The sequence below is a fragment of the Variovorax sp. GW821-FHT09D07 genome (assembly GCF_059416345.1).
The window spans coordinates 986009-1009366 of the sequence record NZ_JBWKOY010000002.1 but is presented as its reverse complement, the minus strand read 5'-3'; the positions used below and the strand labels follow the sequence as shown (position 1 = coordinate 1009366).

The following is a 23358-nucleotide window of genomic DNA, read 5'->3' as shown; positions in this document are numbered from 1 at the left end:
AATCAGCCAATTCATACTTTCCACTTTGGCATGAATCCCCACGCGATGGAACGCGGCGATCTCGAACTGGTGCTGGCCATCCGCGACCAGGGCAGCCTGGCCGGGGCCGCCGCCACGCTCGACGTGGTGCCCTCGGTCATCACCAAGCGGCTCGGCACGCTGGAGGCCCGGCTCGGGCAGCGGCTGTTCGACCGCACGACGCGGCGGCTCAGCGTCACGGCCGAGGGCGAGGCCGTGTGCCTGCATGCGCGCACGCTGCTCGAAGGCTTCGCGGCGCTCGAAAGCGAACTCGGCGAACGGCAGAACGCGCTGATCGGCACGGTCCGCCTCGCGGCCACCTTCGGCTTTGGCCGGCACTGGCTCGGCCCGGCACTCGCGGACTTCCAGGCGCAGCACCCCGGCCTGCAGGTCGAGCTGCTGCTGACCGAGCAACTGCCCGACCTCGGCGCCGAAGGCTACGACGGCGCGGTCTGGCTGTGGGCGGTGCAGCAGCACCGCGCCGCCGACTGGACCACGCGCCGCATCGCGCGCAACCAGCGTGTGCTGGCCGCCTCGCCCGACTACCTGGCCCGCCGCGGCACGCCGGCCACGGTGGAAGCACTGGCCACGCACGACTGCCTGATCGCGCGCGAGAACGGCGACGCCGCGCAGTCGCGCCAGTTCGCGCTCTGGACGCTGTGCCACGCGCGCGACAGCAGCACGGCGCGCGTGCGGGTGCAGGGTCCGCTCACGAGCAATTCAGGAGAAATGGTGCGCGACTGGTGTCTCGCGGGCCATGGCGTCATGCTGCGCAGCCTCTGGGACATCGCGCCGCAGCTCGCAAGCGGCGAGCTGGTGCGCGTGCTGCCGCAGTACGGCATGCCCGATGCCGACATCCACTGGGTCGCGCCCTGGCGGCCGAAGACGCCGCGGCGCGTGCGCCTGCTGGTCGATCACCTCGTCGAGCAGTTCCGTTCGGAGCCCTGGAAGCCGACCAAGCCGGTCGGGCGCTGAAGGCAGAGTCGGTCAGCGCTCCGCGCGCACCACGAGGCTCACGCCGACGGCCGTCAGGCCGATGCCCAGCACCGTGGTCCAGGTGATCGGTTCGGCGAACAGCAGCCAGGCCATCAGCGCCGTGCATGGCGGCACGAGGTACAGCAGGCTGGTGACGGCGGTGGCCGTGCCGCGCTGGATCAGCATATAGAGCAGCGAGCTGCCGCCCAGCGACAGCGCCAGCACCGACCAGGCCATCGCGCCGATCGAATGCGTGTTCCATTCGATGGCCTGCGCCTCGAGCGCGGCGAAAGGCAGGGTCACGAGCAGCGCGGCGGCCATCTGCACCGCGCTGGCGCTGCGCACGTCGCAAGGCGCGACGAAGCGCTTCTGGTACAGCGTGCCCGCCGTGATCGACAGCAGCGCCATCACGGCCAGCCCCATCGTCAGCGCGTTGACCTCGGTGCCCTGCCCCAGTTTGCGCGACACCACCAAGACCAGCCCGGCGAAACCCAGGGCCAGCCCAGTCCACTGCCGTCCCGAAATGCGCCCACCGTTGAAAGAAAGCCAGACAGCCGTGAGCACCGGCTGGATGCCGACCAGCAGCGCCACCAGCCCCGCGCCCATGCCCGCATGCACCGCCGCCCAGACGCCACCCAGGTAGCCGGCCTGCATCAGCACGCCCGTGACCGCCAAATGCCCCCATTGCGCGCGCTTCGCCGGCCACGCCACGCGCGCGAGCACGACCCACACGCCGAAGCAGGCGAGCGACAGCGCATAGCGCACGGCGAGGAACTTGAGGGGCGGCGCATAGGGCATGCCATAGCGCGCAACGATGAAACCCGTGCTCCAGATCAGCACGAAGACCGCCGGCATCGCCCGCAGCCAGCCTGCGTTGCGGACCGAGACGGCCGTGGTCATTTGGAGTGGGCCCGGATCTCGGGAATGGCCTTTTGCAGGTAATAGACCATCGACCAGACAGTGAGCACCGCCGAGATCCAGATCAGCCACTGGCCCCACAGGCCGGTGTCGATCACCTTGAAGAGGTGCCCGTCATAGAGCAGGAAGGGAATCGCGACCATCTGCACGGTCGTCTTGACCTTGCCGATCATGTGGACCGCCACGCTCTTGCCGGCTCCGATGCGCGCCATCCATTCGCGCAGCGCCGAGATGGCGATCTCGCGGCCGATGATGATGAGCGCCACGAACACGTCGGCGCGCTGCAGATGCACCAGCACCAGCAGCGCGGCGCAGACGAGAAACTTGTCGGCCACCGGATCGAGAAAGGCGCCGAAGGAAGAGGTCTGGTTGAGCTTGCGCGCCAGGTAGCCGTCGAGCCAGTCGGTGGCGGCGAACACGATGAACATGACCGTGGCGATCAGGTTGCGCGTCGGTTCGCTGATCGGCAGGTAGAAAACGCCGACGATCAACGGAATCGCGACGATGCGCGTCCAGGTCATGATGGTCGGTAGGGTCCAGAACATGCGGGCGATTGTGTCATGCACGCGTGAAGCGCCGGAAGGACGGGGGCAATCCCGGCTTCAACGCAGCGCGCGATAGATTTCCTCGGCCAGTTCGGTGGCGATGCCCTCGACCGAGGCGAGGTCTTCGACGCTCGCCGCCGCCACGCCGCGGATGCCGCCGAAACGCTGCAGCAGGCGCGCCCGGCGCTTCGGGCCGATGCCCGGAATGTCTTCGAGCTGGCTGCCGCCCACGCGCACCTTGGCGCGCTTGGCCCGCATGCCGGTGATGGCGAAGCGGTGCGCCTCGTCGCGGATCTGGGCCACGAGCATCAGGGCGGCCGAATCCTTGCCGAGGTAGACCTTCTCGCGGCCATCGGCAAACACCAGTTCTTCGAGCCCGACCTTGCGGCCCTCGCCCTTCTCGACGCCGACGATCAGCGACAGCGGCAGGCCCAATTCGCTGAACACCTCGCGCGCCATCGACACCTGGCCCTTGCCGCCGTCGACCAGCACCAGGTCGGGCATGCGCGCGGCCGGCGTCCGGGGCGGCGGCGCCTCGACGCCCTCGGCCCCTTCGCTTTCCGCGTCGCCCGGGGCCAGGGCCTCGGTCTCGGCCGCCATCGCCTCGGCCAGCTTGCCGTAGCGGCGGTGCAGCACCTGGCGCATGGCGGCGTAGTCGTCGCCGGGCGTGATGCCGTCGATGTTGTAGCGTCGGTACTCGCGGTTCTGCATCGTGTGGTGCGCGAACACCACGCACGAGGCCTGCGTGGCCTCGCCCGCCGTGTGCGAGATGTCGAAGCACTCGACGCGGAAGTTCTCCAGGTCGTCCGATGCCAGCTCGAGCGCGTCGGCCAGCGCACGGGTGCGCGCCTGCTGCGAGCCTTCTTCGGCCAGCAGCCGCGCCAGCTGCAGGCCGGCGTTCGTCTCGGCCATCTCGAGCCAGTGGCGGCGCTGTTCGTGCGGCTGGAACACGGCCGTGACGCGCGCGCCGGCCTGCTGCGAAATGGCCTCGATGAGCGCGCGGCTCACCTGCCGGCCCAGCACCAGCGTGGCGGGCACCGGCACGTCGATGTAGTGCTGGGCGATGAAGGCCTCGAGCACCTGCACCTCGATCGGGTCGGCAACCACCGGGTCGGCGCCCTCTTCGGCGTCGAGCTCACCGTGGTGGATCTGCGCCGCGTCGTCCACGTGCACCGGAAAGTACGCGCGGTCGCCCAGGTGGCGCCCGCCGCGCACCATCGCGAGGTTGACGCAGGCCTTGCCGCCCTGCACCTTGACCGCGAGGATGTCGACGTCCTTGTCGGACACCACCTCGATCGACTGCTGGTGCAGCACGCGCGAGATCGCCGACATCTGGTTGCGCAGCTCGGCCGCCTGCTCGAACTCGAGCTTCTCGGCGTGCGCCGTCATGCGCTGTTCGAGCGTGGACAGCACGCCCTGCGTGTCGCCGAGCAGGAAGGCCTCGGCGCTGGCCACGTCCTGCGCGTACGCCTCAGGCGAAATGAGGCCCACGCAGGGGCCGCTGCAGCGCTTGATCTGGTACAGCAGGCAGGGCCGCGTGCGGTTGGCGTACACCGTGTCCTCGCAGGTGCGCAGGCGGAACACCTTCTGCAGCAGCTGGATCGATTCCTTCACCGCCCACGCGCTCGGGTACGGCCCGAAGTAGCGGTGCTTCTTGTCGACCGCGCCGCGGTAGTAGGCCAGCCGCGGAAACCCGTGCGAGGCGATCTTCAGGTAGGGATAGCTCTTGTCGTCGCGAAACAGGATGTTGTAGCGCGGCTTGAGCGTCTTGATCAGGTTGTTCTCGAGCAGCAGCGCCTCGGCCTCGGAGCGCACCACGGTGGTCTCCATGCGCACGATCTTCGAGATCATGTGGCCGATGCGGGTGCCCCCGTGGCTCTTCTGGAAGTAGTTGGCGACCCGCTTCTTGAGGTTGCGCGCCTTGCCCACATACAGCACGGCGCCGGCCGCGTCGAAATAGCGGTAGACGCCCGGCAACTGCGGCAGGGCCGCGACTTCGCTGAGCAATTGATCGGAATGCACGTCGGACATGACGGCTATTGTGGCGCGCGGCGCGGGCCCTTGCGGCGTCCCCGGCACGAACGCGACACGCACGGGAATGAAATGTGCTCATCATGGACGCGGGCGCGAGGAGCGCCCGTTGTCCTTCGAATAACACCACTCGGGAAGCACTCTCCATGAACAAGAATTCCACGCGCGCGTGGTGGGCCCTGACGCCCCTCGCGCTCTCCCTGGCCGTGGCCGGCTGCGGTGGCAACAGCAACAACAACGCGCAGAACAACGCCGCACTGGTCGCGGCCATCGCCGCGATCAACGCGGCCAACCAGCCCACGCCCACGGCCCCGCCCGCCGCCGACAACGGCTGCCAGATTCCGAGCAGCGGCACCTCCGTGGTCGTCGGCTCGGGCGACCCGGGCGATCCGGCCGCGCCGGAGCCGGCGTCGGGCTACGTGCCCGGCCACAAGCTGGTGTACGCCAAGAACTACATGGTGGTCGCGAACCACCCGCTGGCCACGCGGGCCGGCTGCGACGTGCTGAAAGCCGGCGGCAGCGCGGTCGATGCGGCGGTGGCGGTGCAGGCCGTGCTCGGCCTGGTCGAGCCGCAATCGAGCGGGCTCGGTGGCGGCGCCTTCATGCTCCATTACGACGCGGCGACGAAGAAGGTGCAGGCGTACGACGGGCGCGAGACGGCGCCTGCGGCTGCCACCGAGAACTACCTGCGCTATGTGGACGATGCCACCGACACCAGCGCGCCCGTGCCCAGCGCCCGCTGGAGCGGCCGTTCCATCGGTACGCCCGGTGCCGTACGCATGCTCGACATCGCTTATCAAGACCACGGCAAACTGCCCTGGAAAGACCTGTTCGGCTACGGCATCACGCTCGCGTCCGACGGCTTCCTGATCGGCGGACGCATGGCGACCGCCATCGCGGGCTCCGCGACACACCTGAAGCGCGACGCCGACGCCACGGCCTACTTCTTCAACGCCGACGGCACGCCGAAGGCGCTGGGCACCAGGCTCACGAACCCGGCCTACGCCAAGACGCTGAACGCCATCGCCACGCAAGGCGCCAACGTCTTCTACGCAGGCGACATCGCCAAGGGCATCGTCGACAAGATCGGGGTCAGCGCCGCCGTCGATGGCTCGGCCATCACGCCCGGCAAGACCACGCTGGCCGACCTGGCCAGCTACAAGGCCAAGCGCCGCGACCCGGTCTGCGGCACCTACCGCGATTACTACGTGTGCGGCATGTCGCCGCCGTCCTCGGGCGGCATTGCGGTGATGCAGACGCTCGGCATCCTCGAGACCTTCAATCTCGGCCTGCATAAGCCGACCGCCATCGACCTCGAAGGCGGCAAGCCGAGCGTGATGGGCGTGCACCTGGTGAGTGAGGCCGAACGCCTGGCGTACGCCGACCGCGAAAAGTACGTGGCCGACACCGACTTCGTCCCGCTGCCGTACGGCTCGATCGATTCCCTGATCAATAAGCCCTACCTGCAGGGCCGTGCCAGCCTCATCAGTCTGGCGAAGAGCATGGGCACCGCCCAGCCCGGCGATCTTGGCGACGTTCCGCTCGGCATCGACAAGACCGAAGAGCACGGCACCACGCATTTCACCATCGTCGACAAGCAGGGCAACGTGGTCGTGATGACCACCACGGTGGAAGGCGGCATGGGGTCGGCCCACATGACGCAGGGCTTCCTGCTGAACAATCAGCTGACCGATTTCTCGGACGAGCCGTACGGCAAGCCCACACAGACCTACAAGGTTGCCAACCGCGTCGCTCCGGGCAAGCGTCCGCGCAGCTCGATGGCGCCAACGCTGGTGTTCAAAAAGAACGCCGACGGCAGCATGGGTGAGTTCGTGATGGGCACCGGCTCGCCCGGCGGCAGCAACATCATCCAGTACGTGGTGAAGACGCTGGTCGGCGCGCTCGACTGGGGGCTGGATGCGCAACAAGCCACGTCGCTGGTCGACTTCGGGGCGCCCAACTCCGTGACCACCAACGTCGGCGGCGAGCACCCGAATGTCGACGAGACCAACTCGGGCCTCGACGACCCACTGGTCGCCGGACTGATCGGGCTGGGTCACAAGGTGTCGGTGACACCGCAGTCCAGCGGCGTGAGCACCATCATCCGCACGAACGTCGGCGGCAAGCCCGCGCTGACCGGCGGCGCAGACCCGCGCCGCGAAGGCATCGTGCTGGGCGACACCTTCACGCCCTGAACGACAAGGGGGCTGGCGCCGCCTTCGCTGCGCCAGCCCCCTTGCCCGATCACCTGTTTACTTACTTCGCGACTTCCGACACCAGCCGGTACAGGAACTCTCGCCCGTCGTACAGGCGCTGGATCTCGATGCGCTCGTCCAGCCCGTGCGCACGCGCATCGGCCGGCTCGAGGAACATGCCGGTCACGCCGTACATCGGGATGCCGGCGTTGCGCAGGAAGCGGCTGTCGGTGGCGCCGGTGCTCATGGCGGGCACCACGGGCACGCCGGGCCACATCTGCTGCGTGAGCGTCTCGACCGTCTTCACGAGGTCACCGTTGAGCGGCGAGGCCGGGCTGCGCAGCGGCTTGCCCATGTTGCGCACCACGATCTTGTCGTTGCCCACGGCCTGGGTCAGCAGGCGCTCGACTTCTTCAGGGTCATCGTGCGGCAGGATGCGGCAGTTGACCGTGGCCTTGGCCGATTGCGGCAGCGCGTTCTCGGCATGGCCGGCCTGCACCATCGTCGCCACGCAGGTGGTGCGCAGCTGCGCGTTGTAGGCCGGGTTGGCCGTCATGCGCTCGAGCACGCCGGCGTCGGGGTTGCCGCTGCCGATGGCGCGCATGTCGTCGGCCAGCTGGCCGGTGGCGAAGGGGGCGCTGCGCGCGAAGTAGGTCTTGGTGACGTCCGCGAGCTTGATCGGGAAGGCGTAGTTGCCCAGGCGCTCCAGGCCGGCCGAGAGCGCGTAGATCGGGTTGGTCTTGGTGGGCACCGAGCTGTGGCCGCCCACGTCGCGCGCCTCGAGCATGTAGGTGGTGTACATCTTCTCGGCCACCTGCATGCGGTGCAAGTTCGGCTTGCCGCCGCGCAGCTCGCCGCCGCCGCCCTCGTTGATGCCGAACTCGGCCTGCAGCAGCTCGGGCTTGTTGTTGATGAGCCAGAAGGCGCCGTTGCTCAGCGCGTCGCCGCGCTCCTCGTCGGCGGTGAGCGCCAGGATGATGTCGCGCTTGGGCTTGAAGCCTTCCTGCTTGAGCTGCCCGAGCACGGAGACCAGCGCCGCGGCCATGGCCTTGTCGTCGATGGCGCCGCGCGCCGTGAAGTAGCCGCCGGTTTCCTGCAGCTTGAAGGGGTCGGTCTTCCAGTCTTCGCGGCGGGCCTCGACCACGTCGATGTGGGCCAGCAGCAGCAGCGGCTTCTTGCTGCCGTCGCCCTTGAAGCGCAGCACCAGGTTCCCCTTCTTCGGGAAGGGCTCGAAGATCTGGATGTCGCCGGGCGCGAAGCCCGCGTCGACCAGCCGCTTTTCCATGGCCCGCGCCGCGACCGTGTTGTCGCCCACCGAGTGTGTGGTGTTGATCTCGATCAGTTCCTTGTAGATCTCGCGAAAGCGCTGCTGCTGCGCGGTGAGCGGCGCGGTCTGGGCCTGGGCGCCGGCGATGCCGGCCAGGGCCAGCGAGAGCGCGAGCACGCCGCGTTTGGCGCTGCTCAAGGGCGAAGAAGAAAACGACGAACGGCGGCGGGTCTGCATCCTCATGGTCTGGCTCTCTCCGATGGTTGTTGTGGCGAGGGCAGCATAGCAAGCGGGCCACGTTTTCGCCCGCGCCTGAGCGACCGCGAAGACAGGCACACTCGCGGCCATGGGCACGCGCATGCAATGGGACATCTTCTGCAAGGTCATCGACAACCACGGCGACCTGGGCGTCTGCTGGCGCCTGGCCTGCCAGCTGGCGGCGGCGGGCGAGCGCGCGCGGCTGTGGGTCGACGACCCGACGGCACTGCACTGGATGGCACCGGCCGGTTGCGACGGCGTGCAGGTGATCGACTGGTCCGACGCCGAAGCCGTGCGCCGCGCCATCGCCGACCCGGCGCCCGAGGTGCTGGTCGAGGCTTTCGGTTGCGACCCGGAGCCGGAACTCATCGCGCGTTTCGCGCAGGCCCCGGGCCCTGCGCAGGCCTGGATCAACCTCGAGTACCTGTCGGCCGAGCCCTATGTCGAGAAACTCCACCGGCTGCCCTCGCCCGTGTTCAAGGGCCCGGGGGCCGGGCTGACGAAACGTTTCTTCTACCCGGGCTTCACGCCCGCGACCGGCGGCCTGCTGCGCGAGCCCGACCTGATGGCGCGCCAGGCGCGCTTCGACCGGGCGCGCTGGCTGGAGGCGCAGCAGATTCCCTGGCAGGAAGGCGAGCGCCTGGTGTCGCTCTTCTGCTACGAGCCGCCCGCGTTGGCCGCCCTGCTCGCCAGGCTGGCCGCCGACCCGGTGCCCACGCGGCTGCTGGTCACCGCAGGCCGGGCCGCGCATGCGGTGCAGGCGTGCATGTCAGATCGCCCGTTGGACGTTCAAAGTTCGCTATCAATTTCATACCTCCTCTACCTCAGCCAGGCGGATTTCGACCACCTGCTGTGGGCCTGCGACCTCAACTTCGTGCGCGGCGAAGACTCGCTGGTGCGCGCCCTCTGGGCCGGCGCACCGCTGGTCTGGCAGATCTACCCGCAGGACGACGACGCGCACCACGTCAAGCTCAACGCCTGGCTCGACTGGCTCGGCGCCCCCCCGGAGCTGCGGCTTTTTCACCACGCCTGGAACGGCTTCGGCGACGCCCCCCTGCCCGCGCCCGGCCCGCTGGACGCCTGGCGCGAAACCGCCCGCGCGGCGCGCGGCAGGCTGCTCGCGCAGGACGATCTGCTGGCCCAGTTGCGGCAGCTGGTCGCCGGAAAAAGCTAAAATAGTGGGCTTTGCGGAATTCAGCCCTGCCCGCCACGGTCGGGGACGCCTTTCGCCAAACCTGCCGCGGGACATGTACGGCGGGGCCAGATACGACGGCATGCAGCGCCGAGGGCCCCGCGCACCGAGCGGCCAACATCCAGAGAACCTGATATGAAAATCGCTCAAGAAATCCGCGCCGGCAACGTCATCATGCACGGCAAGGACCCGATGGTCGTCCTCAAGACCGAATACAGCCGCGGCGGCCGCAACAGCGCCACCGTGCGCATGAAGATGAAGAGCCTGATCGCCAACTTCAACACCGAAGTGGTCTTCAAGGCCGACGACAAGATCGACCAGATCGTGCTGGACAAGAAGGAGTGCACCTACTCCTACTTCGCCGACCCGATGTACGTCTGCATGGACGCCGAGTACAACCAGTACGAAGTCGAAGCCGAGAACATGGGCGACGCCCTGAACTACCTCGAAGACGGCATGGCCGTCGAAGTGGTGTTCTACGACGGCAAGGCCATCTCGGTCGAACTGCCGACCAGCGTCGAGCGCGAAATCACCTGGACCGAGCCGGCCGTCAAGGGCGACACCTCGGGCAAGGTCATGAAGCCCGCCAAGATCGCCACCGGCTTCGAAGTCGGCGTGCCGCTGTTCGTGTCGCAAGGCGACAAGATCGAAATCGACACCCGCACCGGCGAATACCGCAAGCGCGTCTGAGCGCGTCTGCACCCGGCTGACCACCACCACGACGAAGGCTCCGCAAGGAGCCTTTTTCGTTGGCGGGCACGCGGGTTGCATCGGCGCACAATGCCAAGCCAATTCCGTTCGACGACCGTTTCATGAACAACACGCACAACATTCACGACAAGCGCCTGGCCGATGCCTGGGCCACGCTGCAGTCCCATTCCGACCGGGGCCTGCCCCTCGATCCCGATCCCTCGCGCCTGGCCTTCGCCGACCCCGAGTTCCTGCTGCGCCGCGAAACGCGCGGCATCCGCATGCAGCTCGAGCTGATGAAGCCCGACCTCGAGCAGCGCGCCCATGGCATCGAGAACACGGTGGTGGTCTTCGGCAGCGCGCGCTTCCGCAGCGAAGACGAAGCCGCCGCGCTGGTCGCGCAGGCCGAGGCGGCCGGCGACACGGCCCTGGCCGAGCGCTGGCGCCGGCTCTCGCGCAACTCGCACTACTACGAGAAGGCGCGCACCTTCGGCAAGCTGGTCGCGCAGTACAGCGAGAAGAAGGAGCCGCAGGACAAGCTCTTCGTGTGCACCGGCGGCGGCCCCGGCATCATGCAGGCGGCCAACCGCGGCGCGCACGAAGCCGGCGGCCTCTCGGTCGGCCTGGCCATCGCGCTGCCGATGGAAGAAGAAGCCAACCCCTACGTCACGCCGGCGCTGAGCTTCAAGTTCCACTACTTCGCGATCCGCAAGATGCATTTCATGATGCGTGCGAAGGCGCTGGTGGCGTTCCCGGGCGGCTTCGGCACGCTCGACGAGCTGTTCGAGGTGATCACGCTGGTGCAGACCAAGAAGTCGAAGCCGGTGCCGATCGTGCTCTTCGGCTCGGACTACTGGAAGAAGCTGATCGACTTCGACTTCCTGGTCGACGAAGGCGTGATCTCGCCCGGCGACGTGAAGCTCTTCGAATACGTCGACGCGCCGGAAGACGCGTGGGACGCCATCAAGCGCTTTTACAAACTCTGACCGCCCCGGTCAGGCGTCGTCGCTGTCGTCGGGCCGCAGGGCCTGCTCGAAGAAGCGCGTGAGCGCGCGGGCGCGGCGGCGGCGGTCGGCCACGGGGTTCGCGTGTGGCCCCATGGCCACGGCATCGTCGGCCACGCCGTGCAGCGCATTGAAGAGGATCACGGCCGTCAGCGTTGCGTCCTCGACTTCCCACACGCCCGCGGCGTCGCCCTGCTTCAGCAGGGTGACCAGCTGCGTGATGACGACGTTGTCGTTGCGCATGCGGCGGTCCTCGGGCCGGTACTCGTGGAACACCACGTCGTGCAGCGCGACGTTGTCCAGGTAGGTCTCCAGCCCCGCTTCCACCCAGGCCTTGAGCCGCGCGCGGTACTTGCCCGGCGCGTGGCGGTCCATCGCCTCCTGCAGGCGGGCGCAGAAGGTGTCGACGAAGCGTTGCTGCAGCGCGCCGAGCAGCGCCTCCTTCGACGGAAAGTACAGGTAGAAGGTGCCCTTGGCCACCTGCGCGCCGGCGGCGATGTCGTCGATGCTGGTGGCGGCAATGCCCTTGGCGATGAACAGCTGCTCGGCGGCGTCCATCAGCGCGACGGCGCGGGTCTGCGGCGCCTTGGTGCGACGGCGCGCAGCGGTGGCGGGAGCGTCGTCGGGGCTGCTGCTTGTCATGGTCAAGAACCGGCCATGGCACCGGCGCGTGCCGTGTCGATGGCGGCGTGCACGGCCGCGGCATCGAGACGCAGGCCGCGCGGGGCCAGCACGCGCTCGCGCAGCCAGGCCAGGGCCTCGTCGGTGCGGGCGAAGGTGCTCGCGGGAATGCCGAAGAGTTTTTCGACGTTCATCTTGCTGATCTTCTCGAACTGGTCGGCGGGCACCACGCTCGCCATGCCCATCATATGGCGGCGGATGTCGGCGCCGCGCGCCTGCAGCCACTGCTTCGCACTCTGGGCGCTGCCCTCGGGATGCACCAGCGCGTCGGCGTCCGCGAACACGCGCAGCGAGACAAAGGGCTCGCCGCGGTCGAGCCAGCGGTTCCAGTCCTCGGTGAAGGCCTGCAGGCTTTCCAGCGTCTGCAGGCCTGCGGACACGCTGATGACCAGCGGCCATTGACTGAGTTCGTGACGGATCATGAAAGACTCCTTGTAGACAACCGGAAGGCGCCGGGCACTGCGGCGCAGGAAGGGAATGCGGACGGCGGGCATGGCGAACGGCTCAGGCGCGCGTGGGGGCTGCAAGCGCGGCGGCCCGCGGCCTGACGCGCAGCAGCAGCCCCGCCGCCACCAGGCCGGCCACGCCGGCACAGGCCATCGCGGCGTGGAAGCCGCCCGCGAGCGCATCGCTCAGGAGCCGCTGCGCCATGCCGGCGTCGAGCGCGGCCAGCGCGCCGAGGTCGTGGCGGGACACCGCCGCCACCGCCGCCTGCGATGCATCGGGCACGCCGGCACGCGCAAGCGATTCGGCCATCAGCGCGGTGGCGCGCGTGCGCATCAGCGTGCCGAGCAGCGCGATGCCGATCAGCATGCCGCCCTGGCGCAGCGCGTTCATGGTGGCCGAGGCCATGCCCGAGCGCTGCGCGGGCACCGAGGCCATCACCGCCGTGCTCGTGGCCGGCACGGCCAGGCCCGCGCCCGCCCCCAGCGCCACGAAGAGCAGCGCCAGCGGCAGGTAGGGCGTGTCGGCCGAGAACAGCGTCAGCAGCAGCATCGCCACGCCGATCAGCCCGTAGCCCGCGACCATCAGCGTGTGCACCTCGAAGCGGCGCGCCAGCCGGCCGAACTGCGAGGCCACGAGGCCCGTCGCCACGAACTGCGGCACCAGCCGCCAGCCGGTCTCGCTGGCCGACCAGCCCTGCACCTGCTGCAGGAACAGCGAGAAGAAGAACAGGCTGGCGTAGGTCGAGAAGCCCAGCACGAACGAAGCGAAGTTGGTGACCGAAAAGCGCGCGTCGCGGAACAGCGCGAGCGGCAGCAGCGGCCGCTGCACGCGCGCCTCCACCGCCAGGAACAGCGCCAGCCCGACACCCGCCGCGACGAGCGCGACCACCGCGTGGCGCGAGCCCCAGCCGTGTTCGCCCGCGGCGATGAGCCCGTAGGTCAGCGCGCCCAGCCAGAGCACGCTGAGCACCTGCCCCGCCGGGTCGAGCGCCGCATGCTCGGGGTGCGAGGACTCGCGCAGGCCCCACATCCCGAGCGCCACGGTCAGCACGCCGATCGGCAGGTTGATGAGGAAGATGCTCTGCCAGCCCGCGTGGTCCACCAGCAGCCCGCCGAGCATCGGCCCGAGGATCAGCGACAGCGCCGTGAACGACGACCAACCGCCAATCACCCGTGCGCGGCTGGCCGGCTCGGGAAAGGCGTGCGCCAGCAGCGACAGCGCGCCCGGGATCATCAGCGCGCCAGCCACGCCCTGCACCGCGCGACCCGCGAGCAGCATGGGCAGGCCCGACGCCATCGCGCACATCGCCGAGCCCACGGTGAAGACCACCACGCCGGCCAGCCAGGCGCGCTTGCGGCCGTAACGGTCGCCGATCGGGCCGGCCGACAGCATGAAGGCCGACAGGCACAGCGCATAGATGTCGATCACCCACTGCAGCCCGGCCAGGTCGGTGGCGAGCGCGCGCTGCAGCGTGGGCAGCGCCACGTTGACGATGCTCACGTCGAGCGTGGCGATGAAGCTGCCGAGGTAGACCGCCGCCACCAGGGCCAGGCGGCGGCGCGGGTCGGTCGCGGCCGACGGGGAATGGGAGTCCATGGACGCCTTCGGGTCAGGAAGAAAGAAGGCGCCGATACTGACTTCGAGTCAGTATTTTGTCAATCAAATGAGAATTACTGTCATTTGCAACGTGGAATTCAAACCGCCGTCACAGCTTCAATCCCCAGGTCGCCTTGGCGCCCAGCGCCAGCACGCCGCCCACCACCCAGAACACGCCGGCAATGCCGATCAGCGCACCGAGCGAGCCGAACAGCATCGGCATCGCGACGCTCGATGCGTTGATGGTCATGAGCCGCAGCCCCAGCGCCTCGCCGTGCCGGGCATGCGGCGTGATCTGGTGCAGCATGCTCATCACCATCGGCTGCACCGCGCCGAGCGCGAAGCCCAGCACCACGGAGCAGATGCCCATGGTCCACGGTGAATTCAGCAGCGGGTAGATGGCGAACACGGCCGCCGTGACGACGGTCGAGCTCAGGATCACGCTGCGCTCCGACGCACGCGACGCGATCAGCGGCAGCACGATGCGGATGACTGCCGCGGCGATCGCGAAGGCGCCGAGGATGGAGCCGATCACCGAGGCGCTGATGCCCCGGTCGTGGCCCAGCACCGGCAGCACGAAGGCGTGCACGTCCCAGCTCGACGACTGCAGCCAGTTCACGAACAGCAGGCGGCGGAACATCGGCTCGCGCAGCAGGTCCCAGGCCCGCGTGGGCGCGGCGCCCGGCACCGGCGCCACCCGCGGCGGCTCGTGCGCGCCGCGCGCCAGCAGCCAGCACAGCAACGGCAAAAAGGCCATCACGGCGAAGCAGATGCGAAAGGCCAGCAGGTCGGCCGGCGCACGGCCGGCGTGGTCGATCAGCATCCCGGCCAGGAAAGGCCCGACGAAGTTCGCCGCCGCCGGCGCGATGGCGAGCCAGCTGAACACGCGCTTGAGCTGCGTCGGGTCGGTGGCCGAGCGCCCCACGTGCCGCTGCAGCGCGATGACGGTCGCGCCGGTGGCGCCGCCGGTCAGCAGCGCGGCGATGCACATGACGGGGAACACCGGAAAAATCAGCGCCAGCCCTGCCCCGCCCGAGGCCGCGATCACCGACAGCCACAGCGGACGCTTGAGCCCGTGCCGGTCGGCGAAGCGCCCGGCCGGCAATGCAAGAAACACCTGGGTCAGCGCGAACAGCGCGATCAGCAGGCCGACGGCCGCTGCGCTGTAGCCTTGCTGCAGTGCGAGCAGCGGTGTGGCGAGCCGCATGCCCGCCATCGTGGCGTGCAAACAGACCTGCGCCACGATGACGCGCAGCAGTTCAGAACCTTTCACGGGGTGTCGTCGGCCTCGCTGTCAGTGTCGGCCGTGGGCGGCAGCAGCGCCTGCGACTGCGCCTCGGGCAAGGCCTCGACCTTGCGCAGCGCCAGGCGCATCTGCTTGGCACGCGTGTCGGCCTTGTCGATGGTGTCGGAGGCCTTGGCCACCTGTTCCTTGATGCGCGCCACCCATTCGCCGTAGCGCTCGAACTCGGTCTTGACCGCGCCCAGCACCTTCCAGACCTCGGAGGCCTGGCGCTCCAGCGCCAGCGTGCGAAAGCCCATGTGCAGGCTGTTGAGCATGGCGAGCAAGGTGGTCGGGCCGGCCAGCGTCACGCGGTGCTGGCGCTGGATCGCGTCCATCAGGCCGGGGCGGCGCAACACCTCGGCGTAGAGGCTTTCGACCGGCAGGAACAGGATCGCGAAATCGGTGGTGTGCGGCGCCGCCAGGTAGTTCTCGGCGATCGACTTGGCCTCGACGCGGATGCGCGTCTCGAGCGCCTTGGCCGCGGCCTCGGCGCCGGCGGCATCGGCGCGCTCGTGGGCGTCGATGAGGCGTTCGTAGTCGTCGCGCGGGAACTTGGCGTCGATCGGCAGCCACACCGGCGCGCCGTCGTCGCCGCGCCCCGGAAAGCGGATCGCGAAGTCGACGCGCTGGCCGCTGCGCGGCTTGGTCTCGACCTGGCGCGCGTACTGCTCGGGCGTGAGCACCTGCTCGAGCAGCGCCTCCAGCTGCACCTCGCCGAACACGCCGCGCGTCTTCACGTTGGTCAGCACGCGCTGCAGGCTGCCGACGCCGACGGCCAGCGTCTGCATCTCGCCCAGGCCCTTGTGCACCTGCTCGAGCCGGTCGGCCACCTGCTTGAAGCTTTCGCCCAGGCGCGCCTCGAGCGTGCTCTGCAGTTTCTCGTCGACGGTCTTGCGCATCTCGTCGAGCTTGGCGGTGTTGCTCTGCTGCAGCTGGGCCAGCTGGGTTTCCATGGTCGTGCGCACCTCGGAAAGGCGGCGCGCGTTCGATTCGCTCAGCCCCTGCAGCTGGGTGTTCAGCGTGTCGGCCAAGGTCTTCTGCAGCGACGCGAGCTGCAGCGCGAAGGCGTCGAGCTGGGCGTTCTGCGTGCGCGTCGCCTCGGCGCCCTGCTGCACCAGCGACTGCTGGAAGGTGGCGAAGGCCTGCGCAGTTTCCTGGCGTGCGCCGCGCGAGCCTTCGCCGATCTCGTGGCGCAGCTCGCGCTCGGTGCGTTCGTTGGCGCGGCCCATGGCGGCGAGCACGCCCAGCATTTCGCTGTGGTCGGGTGGGGGTGGCCGGCGGGCCAGCAGCCAGATGACCAGCACCAGCTGCACCACGGCGAATGCGGCCAGTGCGAGAAGAATCAGATCCGTCAGTTCCAAGGTGGGGGCGTGTCGCGCTCGCGGTCAGGTTTCAGGTTACTTCGTGGCCGCTGGCACCGGCGTGACCGGCGTCAGAGGCCCCTTGCCGGTGCCCCAGGCGATGAGGTTGTCGGCCGCCAGGTCGGCCATGGCGCGGCGCGTGGGCACGGTGGCGCTGGCGATGTGCGGCGTGAGCACCACGTTGGGCACGGTGAGCAGGTCGGGGTGGACCTTGGGCTCGCCCTCGAACACGTCGAGGCCGGCGGCGGCGATGCGCTTTTCGCGCAGCGCCACGGCCAGTGCCGCGTCGTCGACGATGCCGCCGCGCGCGATGTTGACCAGCGTGGCGGTCGGCTTCATGAGCGCGATCTCGGCCGCGCCGATGGTGTGGTGCGAGGCCGGCGAGTACGGCACGACCAGCACGACGTGGTCGGCGGTCTTGAGCAGCTCTTCCTTGCCGACGTAGCGGGCCTTGCATTCGGTCTCGAGCGCGGCATCGAGGCGCGAGCGGTTGTGATAGATCACGTTCATGCCGAAGCCGTGCGCGCCGCGCCGGGCAATGCCCTGCCCGATGCGGCCCATGCCGATGATGCCCAGCGTCGAGCCGTGGATGTCGGAGCCGGCGAACATGTCGTAGCTCCACTTCTCCCACTTGCCCGCGCGCAGGAAGTGTTCGCTCTCGGTGATGCGGCGCGCTGTGGCCATGAGCAGTGCGAAGCCGAAGTCGGCCGTGGTTTCGGTCAGCACGTCGGGCGCGTTGGTGCCCAGCACGCCGCGCGCGGCCATGGCGTCGACGTCGAAGTTGTTGTAGCCCACGGCCATGTTGGCGCAGATCTTCAGCTCGGGGCAGGCGTCGAGCACCGCGGCATCGATGCGCTCGCTGCCGGTGGTGAAGGCGCCCTGCTTGCCTTGCAGCTTCGCGATCAGCTGGTCCTTGCTCCAGGTCTCGTCGGCCTGGTTCGACTCGACCTCGAAATGCTGCGCGAGGCGCGCGAGGGTCTCGGGGAACACCGCGCGCGCGACCAGGATCTTGGGCTTGCTGCTGCTCATGGAACGTGTCTCTTTCTTTGAAGGGCTGGAAGGATCAACGGAAGAAGATGAAGGTGCACAGGACGAACAGCGGGACCAGGATCGCCCCCGACCACGCCATGTAGCCGAAGAAGCTGGGCATGCGCACGCCGCGGCTTTCGGCGATGGCCTTGACCATCAGGTTCGGCGCGTTGCCGATGTAGGTGTTGGCGCCCATGAACACGGCGCCCGCCGAGATGGCGGCCAGCGTGCTGGCATAGGTGGTCATGAGCGCCGCCGGGTCGCCGCCCGCCGTGTTGAAGAACACGAGGTAGGTCGGCGCGTTGTCCAGGAACGAGCTCAGGATGCCGGTGGCCCAGAAGTACATGGCCGGGTCGGGTTGGCCGTCGGCGCGCGTCACGGCCGCCACGATGGCGCCGAACGGGCCCTGCGTGCCGGCCTTGAGCATGGCGATCACCGGGATGATGGTCAGGAAGATGCCGGCGAAGAGCTTGGCCACCTCGGCCATCGGACCCCACTCGAACTGGTTGCCGGCGTGCACCTTGGGCGCCGTGAGCTTGTACGAGACGACGGCGATCAGCGCCAGCCCCACGTCGCGCACCAGGCCCGGCAGGCCGACCTCGGTGCCGAACACGTCGAACACCACGGGCGATTTCCAGAAGCCGCTCAGCAGCACCAGCGCGACGATGCCGCCCAGCAGCCAGAAGTTGGCCGCGCCGTCGAAGCCCAGGCGCGGGGTGTCGGGCGTCGGGTCGACGGGCAGCACGCCGTCCTTGCGGTAGAAGTGGCGGTCGATGGCATAGAACAGCGCCAGCAGCACGGCCAGGATGAAGATCGTCTCGGGCAGGATGTGCTGCGCGGTCCAGAAGAAGCCCACACCCTTGAGGAAGCCGAGGAACAGCGGCGGGTCGCCCAGCGGCGTGAGCGAGCCGCCCGCGTTCGACACGATGAAGATGAAGAACACGATCACGTGCACCTTGCGCTGCCGGTTGTCGTTGGCCCGGATCAGCGGCCGGATCAGCAGCATCGAGGCGCCCGTGGTCCCCATGAAGCTCGCGAGCACCGCGCCGATGGCCAGGATCGCCGTGTTGAGCCCCGGCGTGCCGTGCAGGTTGCCGCGGATGTGGATGCCCCCCGCCACGGTGAACAGCGCCGTGAGCAGGATGATGAACGGGATGTACTCGGCCACCAGCGCATGCACGAGCTGCACGCCCGCCAGCCCCGCGCCGTAGGTCGCGGCAAAGGGCAGCAGGAAGGCCAGCGCCCAGGCGGCGGAAATCTTGCCGTAGTGGTGGTGCCAGAACGCGGGCGTGGCCAGCGGCAAGAGCGCGATGGACAGCAGGATGCCGGCGAACGGCACGCCCCACAGCGGCGAGAGCGCGGCACCGTCGAAATCGGCGGCGAAGGCCAGGGCGGGAAAGAGCATCGGCAGCGCCGCGGCTGCCGTCAGTCGGATCGTTTTCTTCATGGGGGCTGTACCGTACCAGACAGGTCAGTACAGCCTTCAAACGGGGGGTTGTTCGATCTCGAACACCTGGCGCAGGTAGGCCAGGTATTTCTCGTCCTCGCACATGTTCTTGGACGGCGTGTCCGACAGCTTGGCCACCGGCTGGTCGTTGCACTGGATCATCTTGATGACGATCTGCAGCGGCTCGTAGCCCAGGTCGTTGGTGAGGTTGGTGCCGATGCCGAAGGCCAGCAGGCAACGGCCGCGGAACTGCTGGTACAGCTCGATGGTGCGCGGCACCGTGAGGCCGTCGCTGAAGATCAGCGTCTTGGTGAGCGGATCGACCCGGTTCGCGTGGTAGTGCGCCAGCATGCGCTCGCCCCACTGGAACGGGTCGCCGCTGTCGTGGCGGGCGCCGTCGAAGAGCTTGCAGAAGTACAGGTCGAAGTCGCGCAGGAAGGCGCTCATGCCGTACACGTCGGACAGCGCGATGCCCAGGTCGCCGCGGTATTCGCGGGCCCAGCTCTCGAAGCCGAAGATCTGGCTGTCGCGCAGCCGCGGACCCAGCGCCTGGCAGGCCTGCAGGTACTCGTGCGCCATGGTGCCCAGCGGGATGAGCCCGAGCTTCATGGCGTACAGCACGTTGCTGGTGCCCGCCAGTTGCGGCAGCCGCTCGCCCGCGGGCGACTTGGCCGGCGGCGAGGCCACGGCGCCGAGCCGCTGGGTCAGCGTGCGCAGCACTTCCTCGTGCCAGTCCTTCGAGAAGCGGCGGCGCGTGCCGTAGTCGGCGATCTTGAGGTCGCCCAGGCCGGCCTCCTGCAGCTGGCTGATCTTGAGGTCGAGGCGGCGGCGGCCTTCCTCGAAATCGGGGTTCTTCTGCGTGTTGCGAAAGTAGACCTCGTTCACGATGGCCAGCACCGGGATCTCGAACAGGATGGTGTGCAGCCACGGCCCCTTGATGCGGATCTCGAGTTCGCCCGAGGGCTGGGGAATGACGTTGATGTACTTCTCGTTGAGCCTGAACAGGCCCAGGAAGTCGACGAAGTCGCTCTTGATGAAGCGCATCGAGCGCAGGTAGGCGAGCTCGGCGTCGCGGAACTGCAGCGAGCACAGGCTGCGGATCTCGTCGCGAATCTGTCCCGCGAACTGCGCGAGGTTGACGCCCGGGTTGCGGCACTTGAAGCGGTACTCGACCCGCGCCCCCGGAAAGTGGTGCAGGACCACCTGCATCATCGTGAACTTGTAGAGGTCGGTGTCGAGCAGGCTGTGAATGATCATGGTGCGGTGCGCGGTGTCTCGGGTCTCTGTCGTCGGCGTCCGTTCCATTATCACGGCCTGCGTCGGCCTGTGCCTACGAGGGCCGGCCTGCACGTCCTACCGGCAGGGGGAATCACTCACGCGACATTGGTTTCACGGCGGCGGCATGTTCCGCCGGGTCATCACTCTTTCTCAAGGAGATTCGCATGAACAAGGACACCATCGAAGGCAACTGGAAGCAGCTCAAGGGCAAGATCAAGGAGCAGTGGGGCAAGCTGACCGACGACGACTTCGACGTCATCGCCGGCAAGCGCGACCAGCTGCTGGGCCGCATCCAGGAACGCCACGGCATCAGCCGCGACGAGGCCGAGAAGCAGGTCAAGGACTGGGAATCTCGCGACGGCCGCTCGCCGGACGCACTCTGGTTCGAGAAGAACTGAGAAAGAAGCAAGCGCCCTGCGCCCTTCCCTTCTCTTCTCTTTCCCTGTCATTCACCGCAAAGGACACACACCATGAAAAAACAACACCTCGTCATGCTCGCCCTCGCCTCCACCTTCTTCGTCGCCGGCCAGGCCGGCGCGATGACCAAGGACGAATACAAGGTCGCCAAGGAAAAGGTCGAGGCCGACTACAAGGTCGCCAAGGCCCAGTGCGACATGATGAAGGACAACGCCAAGGACGTCTGCCAGAAGGAAGCCAAGGGCAAGGAAGAAGTGGCCAAGGCCGAGCTGGAGCAGCAGTACCAGCCGAGCGACAGCCATGCCCGCAAGGTGGCCGAAGAAAAGGTGAAGGCTGCCTATGAAGTCGCGAAGGAAAAGTGCGACGACCAGAATGGCGCGGCCAAGGACGCTTGCGTGAAGCAGGCCAAGGCTGATGAAGCCCAGGGCAAGGCCGACATCAAGGCCATGAAGAAGACGATGTAAGCGGGGCTGCGGCCCCTCTCACGGACGGCGCCTACGGGCGCCGTTTTTCATGGGCGAGCGCTCAGGTGCGCAGCGAATCGACCACCTGCTGCAGCGCCTCGGGCAACGGCACCGGCCTCTGCGTCGCGCGGTCGACGTACACATGCACGAAGTGCCCCTGCGCCGCGGCGGTGTCGGAACCCTCGGCGAACAGCGCGATCTCGTAGCGCACGCTCGAGCGGCCCGCCTGCGCCACGCGGATGCCGGCCTCCACCGTCTGCGGGAAGGCCACCGGCGCGAAGTAGTTGCACTGCGTCTCGACCACGAAGCCGATGGTCTGGCCGCCGTGGATGTCGAGCGCGCCGCGCTCGATGAGCAACGCGTTCACCGCGGTGTCGAACCAGCTGTAGTAGACGACGTTGTTGACGTGGCCGTATATGTCGTTGTCGGCCCAGCGCGTCGGGATGCTGCGAAACGCCCGGTAGGCGCTGCGGGTATGGGGCGTGGGCTTGGGGGTTGGTGCGGGTGTGGTGGGGGCGCTCATCGCGCGGCATTTTGCCAGCGGCGCCAGTAATCGAGCGCCAACCGGAAGGTGCCCAGCTGCACCTGCACCGTCTCGGCAATGTCGCTGGCGTAGCCGCCGGCCATCGCGAAGGCCGTGGGGATGCGGCGCTGCCAGGTCCAGTCGAAAACGCGGCGGTCGCGCGCCTCCAGCCCGTCGAAGCTCAGCTTGAGGCGACCGAGCCGGTCGCGCTCGAAGGGGTCGGCGCCGGCCAGGTAGATCACGAGGCCGGGTGAGAAGCGGCGGTCGAGCTCGTCGAGCGCGTGCTCCAGCGCCGCCAGGTAGTCGGTGTCGCCGCAGCCGTCGGGCAGCTCCACGTCGAGGTCGCTCGCCTCCTTGCGGAACGGGAAGTTCTTCTGGCCGTGCACCGACAGCGTGAACACGCTCGGGTCACCCTGGAAGATGCGGGCGGTGCCGTTGCCCTGGTGCACGTCGAGGTCGATCATGGCCACCCTGAGCAGCCGGCCGGCGCGGGCCTGTTCGACCTGCATCAGCCGGGCCGCCACCGCCGCGTCGTTGAAGACGCAGAAGCCGCTGCCCTTGTCGGCATAGGCGTGGTGCGTGCCGCCCGCCATGTTGGCCGCCACGCCGCCCGCGAAGGCAGCGCGGCAGGCGGCGATGGTGGCGCCGGTGGAGCGGCGCGAGCGCTCGACCATCGCCTCGCTCCACGGAAAGCCGATCTCGCGCATGACCTGCGGGCTCACGCGGCCTTCGCTGACGGCGGCGATCCATTCGGGGGTGTGGGCCAGCGCCAACTCGTCATCGGTGGCGCGCGGGGCCGGGTCCATCTCGACGGCCGGCAGCTGCTCCTGCAGGCGATCGCGCAGCATCGCGTAGCGCGACATGGGAAAGCGGTGGCCCGGCGGCAGGGGCAGGACGAACTGCCCGGAATAGAAAGCACGCATGGCCGCATTCTGGCCGCGCAGGCCGGATTTAGAAGGCCGCTTCTAAATTGCTGCAGAGCAGCAAAAACCACTTGATCGCTGCGTTCAGCTGCCTATACTTCAGGCCATGCTGCACCGCAACATGAACGACGAGGCGCAGCGCAACGTGAATCGACCACCCCATCATCCTTTCTGGAGATTTCAAATGGCCCTGACCGCTGACCAAATCCTCGCCGCTCAAAAAGCAAACCTCGAAACCCTGTTCGGCCTGACCACCAAGGCTTTCGAAGGCGTTGAAAAGCTGGTCGAACTGAACGTGACCGCTTCCAAGGCCGCCCTGACCGAAGCACAGAGCACCGCTCAAGCTGCCCTGAACGTCAAGGACGCCCAAGAGCTGCTGACGCTGCAAGCCAGCCTGTTCCAGCCCCTGGCCGAAAAGACCGCTGCCTACAGCCGTCACCTGTACGACATCGCCCAAGGCACCAGCGCCGAATTCTCGAAGGCTTTCGAAGCCAAGGCCGCTGAAGCCCAGCAAGCCTTCGTCGGCCTCGTCGACAGCGCTTCGAAGAACGCCCCCGCCGGTTCGGAAACCGCCGTCGCCGTGCTCAAGAGCGCCGTGGCCGCCGCCAACAACGCTTTCGAATCGGTCCAGAAGGCCGTCAAGCAAGCGTCGGACGTCGCCGAAGCCAACTTCAACGCCGTGTCGACCCAAGCCGTCGCCGCTGCCAAGACGGCCACCGCTTCGCGCAAGCGCTAAGCACCGACCACCACCAGTTGTCTCCTTGGGTCCTCACGGATCCAATTCAGGGCCTCGTCTCACGACGAGGCCTTTTTT

The 23358-nt window shown here is 68.2% G+C and carries 22 protein-coding genes; 8 read left to right on the top strand and 14 right to left on the bottom strand.

Features of this window, described 5'->3' with window-relative positions:
* Positions 1 to 30: 30 nt before the first annotated feature.
* Entirely contained in the window at positions 31 to 993 is a 963-nt protein-coding gene (locus AC07OX_RS10930; protein ID WP_495263326.1) for a LysR substrate-binding domain-containing protein, read from the top strand.
* 12 nt (positions 994 to 1005) lie between these two features.
* On the opposite strand, the gene AC07OX_RS10925 is transcribed toward AC07OX_RS10930, so the two are convergent.
* From AC07OX_RS10925 to uvrC, 3 genes are read right to left on the bottom strand one after another with little or no spacing between them, the layout of a single operon-like run.
* Complete coding sequence (locus AC07OX_RS10925; RefSeq protein WP_495262818.1) at positions 1006 to 1893, bottom strand: DMT family transporter; 888 nt, start codon at positions 1891 to 1893, stop codon at positions 1006 to 1008.
* On the bottom strand, positions 1890 to 2456 hold the full coding sequence (gene pgsA, locus AC07OX_RS10920) for a CDP-diacylglycerol--glycerol-3-phosphate 3-phosphatidyltransferase (RefSeq protein WP_062479069.1): 567 nt from the start codon (positions 2454 to 2456) through the stop codon (positions 1890 to 1892). Before pgsA ends, AC07OX_RS10925 begins: the two co-directional genes overlap by 4 nt.
* A gap of 57 nt (positions 2457 to 2513) precedes the next feature.
* Positions 2514 to 4487, bottom strand: coding sequence for an excinuclease ABC subunit UvrC (gene uvrC / locus AC07OX_RS10915; protein ID WP_159272581.1), 1974 nt, complete (start codon positions 4485 to 4487; stop codon positions 2514 to 2516).
* Positions 4488 to 4633: 146 nt separating this feature from the next.
* Between uvrC and ggt the strand changes: the two genes are divergently transcribed.
* Entirely contained in the window at positions 4634 to 6682 is a 2049-nt protein-coding gene (gene ggt / locus AC07OX_RS10910) for a gamma-glutamyltransferase (protein WP_495262817.1), read from the top strand.
* Between the two features lie 61 nt (positions 6683 to 6743).
* Here the strand turns inward: ggt and AC07OX_RS10905 are convergent, their stop codons facing one another.
* Entirely contained in the window at positions 6744 to 8192 is a 1449-nt protein-coding gene (locus AC07OX_RS10905) for a M20/M25/M40 family metallo-hydrolase (RefSeq protein ID WP_095744620.1), read from the bottom strand.
* A gap of 103 nt (positions 8193 to 8295) precedes the next feature.
* Between AC07OX_RS10905 and earP the strand changes: the two genes are divergently transcribed.
* The 3 genes from earP (at position 8296) to AC07OX_RS10890 (ending at position 11075) form a co-directional block, all read left to right on the top strand.
* Positions 8296 to 9381 (top strand): elongation factor P maturation arginine rhamnosyltransferase EarP, encoded by a 1086-nt coding sequence (earP, locus tag AC07OX_RS10900; RefSeq protein WP_495262816.1) that lies wholly within the window; start codon positions 8296 to 8298, stop codon positions 9379 to 9381.
* Positions 9382 to 9534: 153 nt separating this feature from the next.
* Complete coding sequence (efp, locus tag AC07OX_RS10895; RefSeq protein WP_062479082.1) at positions 9535 to 10089, top strand: elongation factor P; 555 nt, start codon at positions 9535 to 9537, stop codon at positions 10087 to 10089.
* A 122-nt stretch (positions 10090 to 10211) separates the two neighbouring features.
* Positions 10212 to 11075 (top strand): LOG family protein, encoded by an 864-nt coding sequence (locus tag AC07OX_RS10890; protein WP_070059745.1) that lies wholly within the window; start codon positions 10212 to 10214, stop codon positions 11073 to 11075.
* Positions 11076 to 11084: 9 nt separating this feature from the next.
* Here the strand turns inward: AC07OX_RS10890 and AC07OX_RS10885 are convergent, their stop codons facing one another.
* The 8 genes from AC07OX_RS10885 to pncB form a co-directional block, all read right to left on the bottom strand.
* Positions 11085 to 11735 carry a TetR/AcrR family transcriptional regulator gene (locus AC07OX_RS10885; RefSeq protein WP_495262815.1) on the bottom strand — a complete coding sequence of 217 codons (651 nt, stop codon included), beginning with the start codon at positions 11733 to 11735 and terminating at the stop codon, positions 11085 to 11087.
* Between the two features lie 2 nt (positions 11736 to 11737).
* The gene (locus tag AC07OX_RS10880) at positions 11738 to 12196 is read right to left on the bottom strand and encodes a hypothetical protein (RefSeq protein WP_095950973.1); all 459 of its coding nucleotides are present in this window, start codon (positions 12194 to 12196) and stop codon (positions 11738 to 11740) included.
* 82 nt (positions 12197 to 12278) lie between these two features.
* Positions 12279 to 13817: an MFS transporter gene (locus AC07OX_RS10875; RefSeq protein ID WP_495262814.1), complete on the bottom strand. Its 1539-nt coding sequence runs from the start codon at positions 13815 to 13817 to the stop codon at positions 12279 to 12281.
* Positions 13818 to 13926: 109 nt separating this feature from the next.
* On the bottom strand, positions 13927 to 15090 hold the full coding sequence (locus AC07OX_RS10870; protein ID WP_070059634.1) for an MFS transporter: 1164 nt from the start codon (positions 15088 to 15090) through the stop codon (positions 13927 to 13929).
* On the bottom strand, positions 15087 to 16457 hold the full coding sequence (locus AC07OX_RS10865; protein ID WP_307694688.1) for a DNA recombination protein RmuC: 1371 nt from the start codon (positions 16455 to 16457) through the stop codon (positions 15087 to 15089). The genes AC07OX_RS10870 and AC07OX_RS10865 overlap by 4 nt, the downstream gene beginning before the upstream one ends.
* A 42-nt stretch (positions 16458 to 16499) precedes the next feature.
* Positions 16500 to 17492 carry a 2-hydroxyacid dehydrogenase gene (locus AC07OX_RS10860; RefSeq protein WP_495262813.1) on the bottom strand — a complete coding sequence of 331 codons (993 nt, stop codon included), beginning with the start codon at positions 17490 to 17492 and terminating at the stop codon, positions 16500 to 16502.
* A gap of 34 nt (positions 17493 to 17526) precedes the next feature.
* Positions 17527 to 18939, bottom strand: a complete 1413-nt coding sequence (locus AC07OX_RS10855; protein WP_495262812.1) for a sodium:proton antiporter — start codon at positions 18937 to 18939, stop codon at positions 17527 to 17529.
* Between the two features lie 36 nt (positions 18940 to 18975).
* Entirely contained in the window at positions 18976 to 20196 is a 1221-nt protein-coding gene (gene pncB / locus AC07OX_RS10850; protein ID WP_070059637.1) for a nicotinate phosphoribosyltransferase, read from the bottom strand.
* Between the two features lie 185 nt (positions 20197 to 20381).
* Here pncB and AC07OX_RS10845 point away from each other — a divergent pair, with 185 nt between their 5' ends.
* Both AC07OX_RS10845 and AC07OX_RS10840 read left to right on the top strand, forming a co-directional pair.
* The gene (locus AC07OX_RS10845; protein WP_095950977.1) at positions 20382 to 20615 is read left to right on the top strand and encodes a CsbD family protein; all 234 of its coding nucleotides are present in this window, start codon (positions 20382 to 20384) and stop codon (positions 20613 to 20615) included.
* Positions 20616 to 20687: 72 nt separating this feature from the next.
* On the top strand, positions 20688 to 21098 hold the full coding sequence (locus AC07OX_RS10840; RefSeq protein WP_495262811.1) for a hypothetical protein: 411 nt from the start codon (positions 20688 to 20690) through the stop codon (positions 21096 to 21098).
* Positions 21099 to 21159: 61 nt separating this feature from the next.
* Here AC07OX_RS10840 and AC07OX_RS10835 read toward each other — a convergent pair whose 3' ends face one another.
* Positions 21160 to 21621 (bottom strand): acyl-CoA thioesterase, encoded by a 462-nt coding sequence (locus AC07OX_RS10835; RefSeq protein ID WP_495262810.1) that lies wholly within the window; start codon positions 21619 to 21621, stop codon positions 21160 to 21162.
* Positions 21618 to 22544, bottom strand: a complete 927-nt coding sequence (locus AC07OX_RS10830) for a histone deacetylase family protein (protein WP_495262809.1) — start codon at positions 22542 to 22544, stop codon at positions 21618 to 21620. Before AC07OX_RS10830 ends, AC07OX_RS10835 begins: the two co-directional genes overlap by 4 nt.
* A gap of 184 nt (positions 22545 to 22728) precedes the next feature.
* Between AC07OX_RS10830 and AC07OX_RS10825 the strand changes: the two genes are divergently transcribed.
* The gene (locus AC07OX_RS10825) at positions 22729 to 23280 is read left to right on the top strand and encodes a phasin family protein (protein WP_492732543.1); all 552 of its coding nucleotides are present in this window, start codon (positions 22729 to 22731) and stop codon (positions 23278 to 23280) included.
* Positions 23281 to 23358: the final 78 nt, after the last annotated feature.